At 74.4% G+C, this 5359-nt stretch carries 6 protein-coding genes; 4 read left to right on the forward strand and 2 right to left on the reverse strand.

Annotated features, from left to right (window positions below; translation table 11 throughout):
- The first annotated feature begins 10 nt into the window (after positions 1 to 10).
- From AOK16_RS24495 to ybaK, 4 genes are all read left to right on the forward strand, one after another.
- Positions 11 to 1612 (forward strand): hypothetical protein, encoded by a 1602-nt coding sequence (locus tag AOK16_RS24495; protein WP_055474280.1) that lies wholly within the window; start codon positions 11 to 13, stop codon positions 1610 to 1612.
- A 106-nt stretch (positions 1613 to 1718) separates the two neighbouring features.
- Positions 1719 to 2807 carry a hypothetical protein gene (locus tag AOK16_RS24500; RefSeq protein WP_055474281.1) on the forward strand — a complete coding sequence of 363 codons (1089 nt, stop codon included), beginning with the start codon at positions 1719 to 1721 and terminating at the stop codon, positions 2805 to 2807.
- 11 nt (positions 2808 to 2818) lie between these two features.
- Entirely contained in the window at positions 2819 to 3559 is a 741-nt protein-coding gene (locus tag AOK16_RS24505) for an LON peptidase substrate-binding domain-containing protein (RefSeq protein ID WP_055474282.1), read from the forward strand.
- Positions 3560 to 3648: 89 nt separating this feature from the next.
- Positions 3649 to 4149 carry a Cys-tRNA(Pro) deacylase gene (gene ybaK / locus AOK16_RS24510; RefSeq protein ID WP_055474283.1) on the forward strand — a complete coding sequence of 167 codons (501 nt, stop codon included), beginning with the start codon at positions 3649 to 3651 and terminating at the stop codon, positions 4147 to 4149.
- A gap of 36 nt (positions 4150 to 4185) precedes the next feature.
- Here ybaK and AOK16_RS24515 read toward each other — a convergent pair whose 3' ends face one another.
- Positions 4186 to 4740 carry an ABC transporter permease gene (locus AOK16_RS24515; RefSeq protein ID WP_240483737.1) on the reverse strand — a complete coding sequence of 185 codons (555 nt, stop codon included), beginning with the start codon at positions 4738 to 4740 and terminating at the stop codon, positions 4186 to 4188.
- 149 nt (positions 4741 to 4889) lie between these two features.
- Positions 4890 to 5359: ABC transporter permease (locus AOK16_RS24520; RefSeq protein ID WP_157859344.1), on the reverse strand; the 470-nt coding region annotated here is incomplete at its 5' end.

Below are 5359 nucleotides of genomic sequence, written 5' to 3' on the forward strand. Positions count from 1 at the left end.
GGGTGGAGCGGTGCCCGCGGGCCAGGGCGGCGAGCCGCCGGAGGGGGTTCGGCTGACCCCGGCGGAGTGGGGGATGTGGCAGGCGTTCCGCAACGGCTCCACGCACGACCTTCGCAGCCGCAATCCGGTGCAGGACGACCCGGTCGGCCAGTACCGCTGGGGCCCGGAGCGCAGCGTGCGCGGCCGGATCGTGGCCCTGCTGCTGCTCGACGGCCCGCCCGCGCAGCCGGGCCGGGTGTCGGCGCTGAAGCTGTCGGGGGTCTACATCACGGGCACGCTCGACCTGTCGGGCGGCACGGTCAAGCCGTACGTGGAGCTGACCGGCTGCCGGTTCCAGAACGAAGTGCTGCTGCCGGAGTGCAACTTCACGACCCTGCGCATGGTGGACTGCTCGATCCCCCGCCTGGAGGCCGCCCGGCTGACCACCGAGGGCGACCTGCATCTGCCGCGCTGCACGGTCCGCGCCGGGATCCGGCTGACCGACGCGCACATCGGCACCGACCTGCTGCTCCACCAGCTCACGGTCCACCAGGACCGCAAGGGCCGCTCGATCTCGGCGGACGGGATGACGGTCGGGCAGGACCTCCAGGCCGAGATGATGGAGTCGTACGGCGAGATGAGCCTGCGGGGCGCGCAGATCGGGGTCTCGCTGAGCCTGCGCGGCAGCCGGCTGAGCAACCCGTACGGGCGGCGGGCCCTCAACGCGCCCCAGCTGACGGTCGAGCGCTCGCTCTACATGACGGCGGCCGGGCTCAGCAGCACACCGATCGCGGACAGCCTCGGCACCACTCCCCCGTACGGCATCACGCCCGTGCAGGGGACGCGGATCCAGCACTTCGTGTGCGAGGGCGGGATCCGGCTGGACGACGGGCGGATCGGCGACGCGGTCGACTTCTACCAGGCGCGGTTTCTGATGGAGCCCGGCCAGGAGGTGTCGCTACGCCGCATCCAGACGCCGGAGCTGCGGTTCCTGGGCGAGCGGCCGCGCGCGGGCCGCGTGGTGCTGTCGGGCGCGAAGATCGTCAACCTCGTTGACCGGTCGACGAGTTGGCCGGGCCCCGGCGGGCTGGCCATGGCCGGTTTCGCGTACGAGACGCTGATACCGCGCGGCCCGTTCCCCTTGGCGCGCCGCCTGGAGTGGGTGGCGGCGGCGACGCCGGAGTACGCGCCGGAGCCCTACGAGCAGCTGGCCGCGGCGCTGCGGGCGAGCGGCGAGGACGCGGACGCGCGGGCGGTGCTGCTGGCCAAGCAGCGGCGGCGGCGGGAGACCCTGCCGGCGGCGGGGAAGGCCTGGGGCTACCTCCAGGACTGGACGGTGGCGTACGGCTACAAGCCGGGCCGGGCAACGCTGTGGATGGGGGTCCTGTGGGCGCTCGGCGCGTTCCTCTTCGACCGCAATCCGCCGGCCGAACTGCGCCAGGGCGAGTCGCCGCACTGGAACGCGGCGCTGTACGCGCTGGATCTGCTGATGCCGGTCATCGACCTGGGCCAGGACAACTTCTGGAAGCCGGAGGGCCGCTTCCAATGGGCGGCCTCGGCCCTGATCGTGCTGGGCTGGATCCTCGCGACGTCGGTCGCGGCGGGCGCGTCACGACTCCTGAGACGCAGTTAGTTTTACCTGCTGTTGACCGACCCGCAGGCAACCTTTCCGCCGATACAAAAGCGTCACCGTACCCCTCTGGCGACGCCTCCGACCTGCAGTTTTCAATGGCGGCACCATGGTCTTCCTCCGGGCGCTCATCTCCACCGCGCGCATGATCCGCCACACCTCGGCCCTCTCCGCGGGGCTGCCATCCGACGCCGAGGTGCTCCTCGACGCGCCCGACGCCCGGCTGGCCCCGGCGCTCGCCGCCGCCGGGCGCGGCGACCACCGCCCGGCCGCCGAACTGCTCGCGGCGACCCGCGAGGCCGCCGAGTGGGAGTCGCGCGATCGCTACGCCACCCGCCTGGCGGTCTTCGCCCAGCACCGCCCCGACTGGTTCGGACGCTGGCTCGCCGCGGCGCCCCGCGACCCCGACGCGGCGCTCCTGAAGGCCGAGTTGGCGGTCCGCAGCGCATGGGAGCGGCCCGGCCGGGCCGAGCCGCTGCGCGAGACCGCACCGCTCATCGCCACCGCGGCCGAGGCCGCCCCGCGCGACCCCGTGCCGTGGCGCATCGCGCTCGACCACGCGCGCGGGACGCACGCGACGCGCACCGACTTCGAGATGCTGTGGTCCGAGGCAGTGGGCCGCTCCCCGCACCACTACGGCTGCCATGTCGCGGCACTGCAGTACCTGAGCGCGTCCTGGTACGGCTCGCACCGCGAGTGCCTCGGCTTCGCCGAGGACGCCGCGCGGGCGGCCCTGCCCGGCTCACTGCTGCACGCCCTCCCCACCCGGGCGGCCCTCGCGGTCCTGCTCGGCGGGGCGGACCGGAACGTGCGGTGGATCCCCGGGCGTGGCGCCGCGCACCGTACGATTCCGGCCGCGCCCGTGCCCGCGCCCCTGCTGGACGACCGGGTGGACGCCGCCGCCGATCTGGCCATCGCCATGTCCGCCCGGTACGAGCCCGGCGACCCGTGGCCCGCCGAGGTGCGCAACCTCCTCGCGTACGTGCTGATCGCGCGGGGCCGGTGGGCAGCGGCGCTCGAACAGTTCCGGCTCATTGGCCCGTGCGCGACGAGCTTCCCGTGGAGCCATCTCTCCGACGATCCGCTGGGCCAGTTCCTGGAACTGCGCGACGGCGTACGCATCCAGCTCGCGTCCGCCCTGCCGCTGACCGGGCCGCGGCGGCGGCGCTCCGGCGGGGCTCCCGCGACCGGCCATTAGGCTAGGCCGTTGTGACCGTCGCGCGCCTGCCCCTGTTTCCGCTGAACTCGGTGCTGTTCCCCGGCCTCGTCCTGCCTCTGAACGTCTTCGAGCAGCGCTACCGCGCCATGATGCGCGACCTGTTGAAGCTGGACGAGGACGCCCCGCGACGCTTCGCCGTGGTCGCCATCCGCGACGGGCACGAGGTCGCGCCGATCGCCCCCGGCATGCCGGACACCACCGCGCTGCCCGAGCCCGGGCCGGCCGCGGGCTTCGGCGAGGACCCGATCCGGGCCTTCCACCCGGTGGGGTGCGTGGCGGACGCGGCCACAATCCGCGAGAAGGACGACGGCCGCTACGACGTACTGGCCACCGGAACGACCCGCTTCCGGCTGCGGTCGGTGGACGCGTCGGGGGCATATCTGGTCGGCGAGATCGAGGAGATCACCGAGGAGCGGGGCGAGGGCGCGGGGGCGCTCGCCTCGGGCGTGCTGCGGGCGTTCCGCACGTACCAGAAGCGGCTGGCCGGGGCGAACGAGCGGTCGCTGTCCACGGAGCAGGAGCTGCCGGACGAGCCGTCGGTGCTTTCGTACCTGGTCGCGGCGGCGGCCGTCCTCGACACCCCGGCCAAGCAGCGGCTGCTGGAGGCGCCGGACACCGCGACACGGCTGGCGCAGGAGCTGAAAATCCTGCGCGCGGAGAGCGCGATGATCCGTAACCTCCCCTCACTACCGGCGGTCGACCTGACACGGCAGCCGACACACCCCAACTGAGCGGGCACACCCCAACCGAGCAGGCACCCCAACTGAGCGGGCACCCCAACCGAGCGGGCGCATCCCAACCGAGCGAGGAACACGGCACGTTGGCGAGGAAGAAGAACTCCGGCGGTGGCGGCGGGACGCCCGCCACCGTGGCGCTGACCCGGTCGGGCACCCCCTTCACCACCCACGCGTACGAGCACGACCCGGCGTCGCCGTCGTACGGCGAGGAGGCCGCGCGGGCGCTGGGCGTGGCGCCGGAGCGGGTGTTCAAGACGCTGCTGGCGGAGGTGGACGGCACACTGACGGTCGCGGTGGTTCCGGTCGCCGGCACCCTGGACCTGAAGGCGCTGGCGGCCGCGGTCGGGGGCAAGCGGGCGTCGATGGCCGACCCGGCGGCGGCGGAGCGCGCCACGGGCTACGTCCGCGGCGGCATCTCGCCGCTGGGCCAGCGCCGCCCGCACCCGACGGTCCTCGACGCCTCGGCGGTGCTCCACCCCACCATCTACGTCTCGGCGGGCCGCCGAGGCCTGGAGGTGGAACTGTCCCCCCACGACCTGGCAACCCTGACCGCAGCCTCCCCGGCCCCCATCGCCCGCAGCTGAGGCACCCACTTCCGGTGTGGGCTGAACCACGGCCGACTACAGCGGCGGCGATGTCTCGGCGGGGTCCCGGGGGCCGAAGAAGGCCGTCAGAGCCAAGTGCGCCGCCGCCGCCATCAACGGCCAGATCATCAGCGCCCCCTTCGCCCGCAACTGGAGCGGCGCCTCGAAGACCTTGCCCGCCCCCACCGCCCGCGCATGGGCGGGGACGTCCGAGGTCGGCCCGAGCCAGACTCCCAGCCGCCAGGCGACGATCGAGCCGAGCAGCGCCCCGACGACCGTCCCCACCACGACCGCGATCCCCCCGCGCCGGAACAGCAGGAAGACGGCGAGCGCGGTCAGCAGCCCGAACCCGGCGGCGATCAGCACGAACGTACCGTCCGCGGCGATCGCTTCCTCCCCTTCGGAGTCCTTGAAGTAGACGGCTTTCCCGTCGGAGATCAGCGGCACGCGCGGCGCCAGCCACAGCCACAGCAGCCCCAGCAGTACCCCGGCCGCGGTCAGCCCGAGGGCGATCAGCGCACCCCGCCGGAAGTCGGCCCGCGTCAGCCCCGGCCCGCCGTCGTCATCCCCTCCGGCGTCCTCGGATCCCACCGGCGCCCCGGGCGCAGGCGGCTTCCTCCGCGGGTCGTGCGGGGGCTGGCCGTTCGGGGGCATCGGAGCTGTCACACCGCCATCGTGCCAGGCTGGAGCCGTACCGCCGACCGCAGGAGGCCACTCCGGGGACAGCGGGGAGGGGCCCGTCATCGCACGGCCGCCCGGCGGTACGCCCAGGTGGCGACCGCCAGCGACACCACGCCCACCCCCGCGCACACCGCGAGGTTCCCGCCGACCGCCGCCCAGTCGGGGCGTACGGCGAAGGTGCGGGCCAGCGCCTCCACCCCGTACGTCGACGGCAGCAGCTCCCGCGCCCAGGCGACAGGACCGGGCAGGTGCGCGGCGGGCAGCACGCCCAGCAGCAGCGCGGCGGACATGCCCAACTGGCCCAGCAGCGTGGCGAGTTCCTGCCGTGGCGCGAGCAGCCCGAGCGCCGCACCGAGCCCGGCGAGCGCGGCCCCGGCGAGCGGGACGACGGCGGCCAGCACCCACAGGTTCGCCAGCGGCAGCCCGTACAGGAGGCTGCCGGTCACGGCGGTGACGGCCGTGCCGGGCGCGGTGAAGGACGCGTACGCCACGGCCGCGCCGAGCACCACGGCGGCGGGCGGCACGGGCA

It is taken from the genome of Streptomyces pathocidini, assembly GCF_001418495.1.
Taxonomy (GTDB): Bacteria; Actinomycetota; Actinomycetes; order Streptomycetales; family Streptomycetaceae; genus Streptomyces; species Streptomyces pathocidini.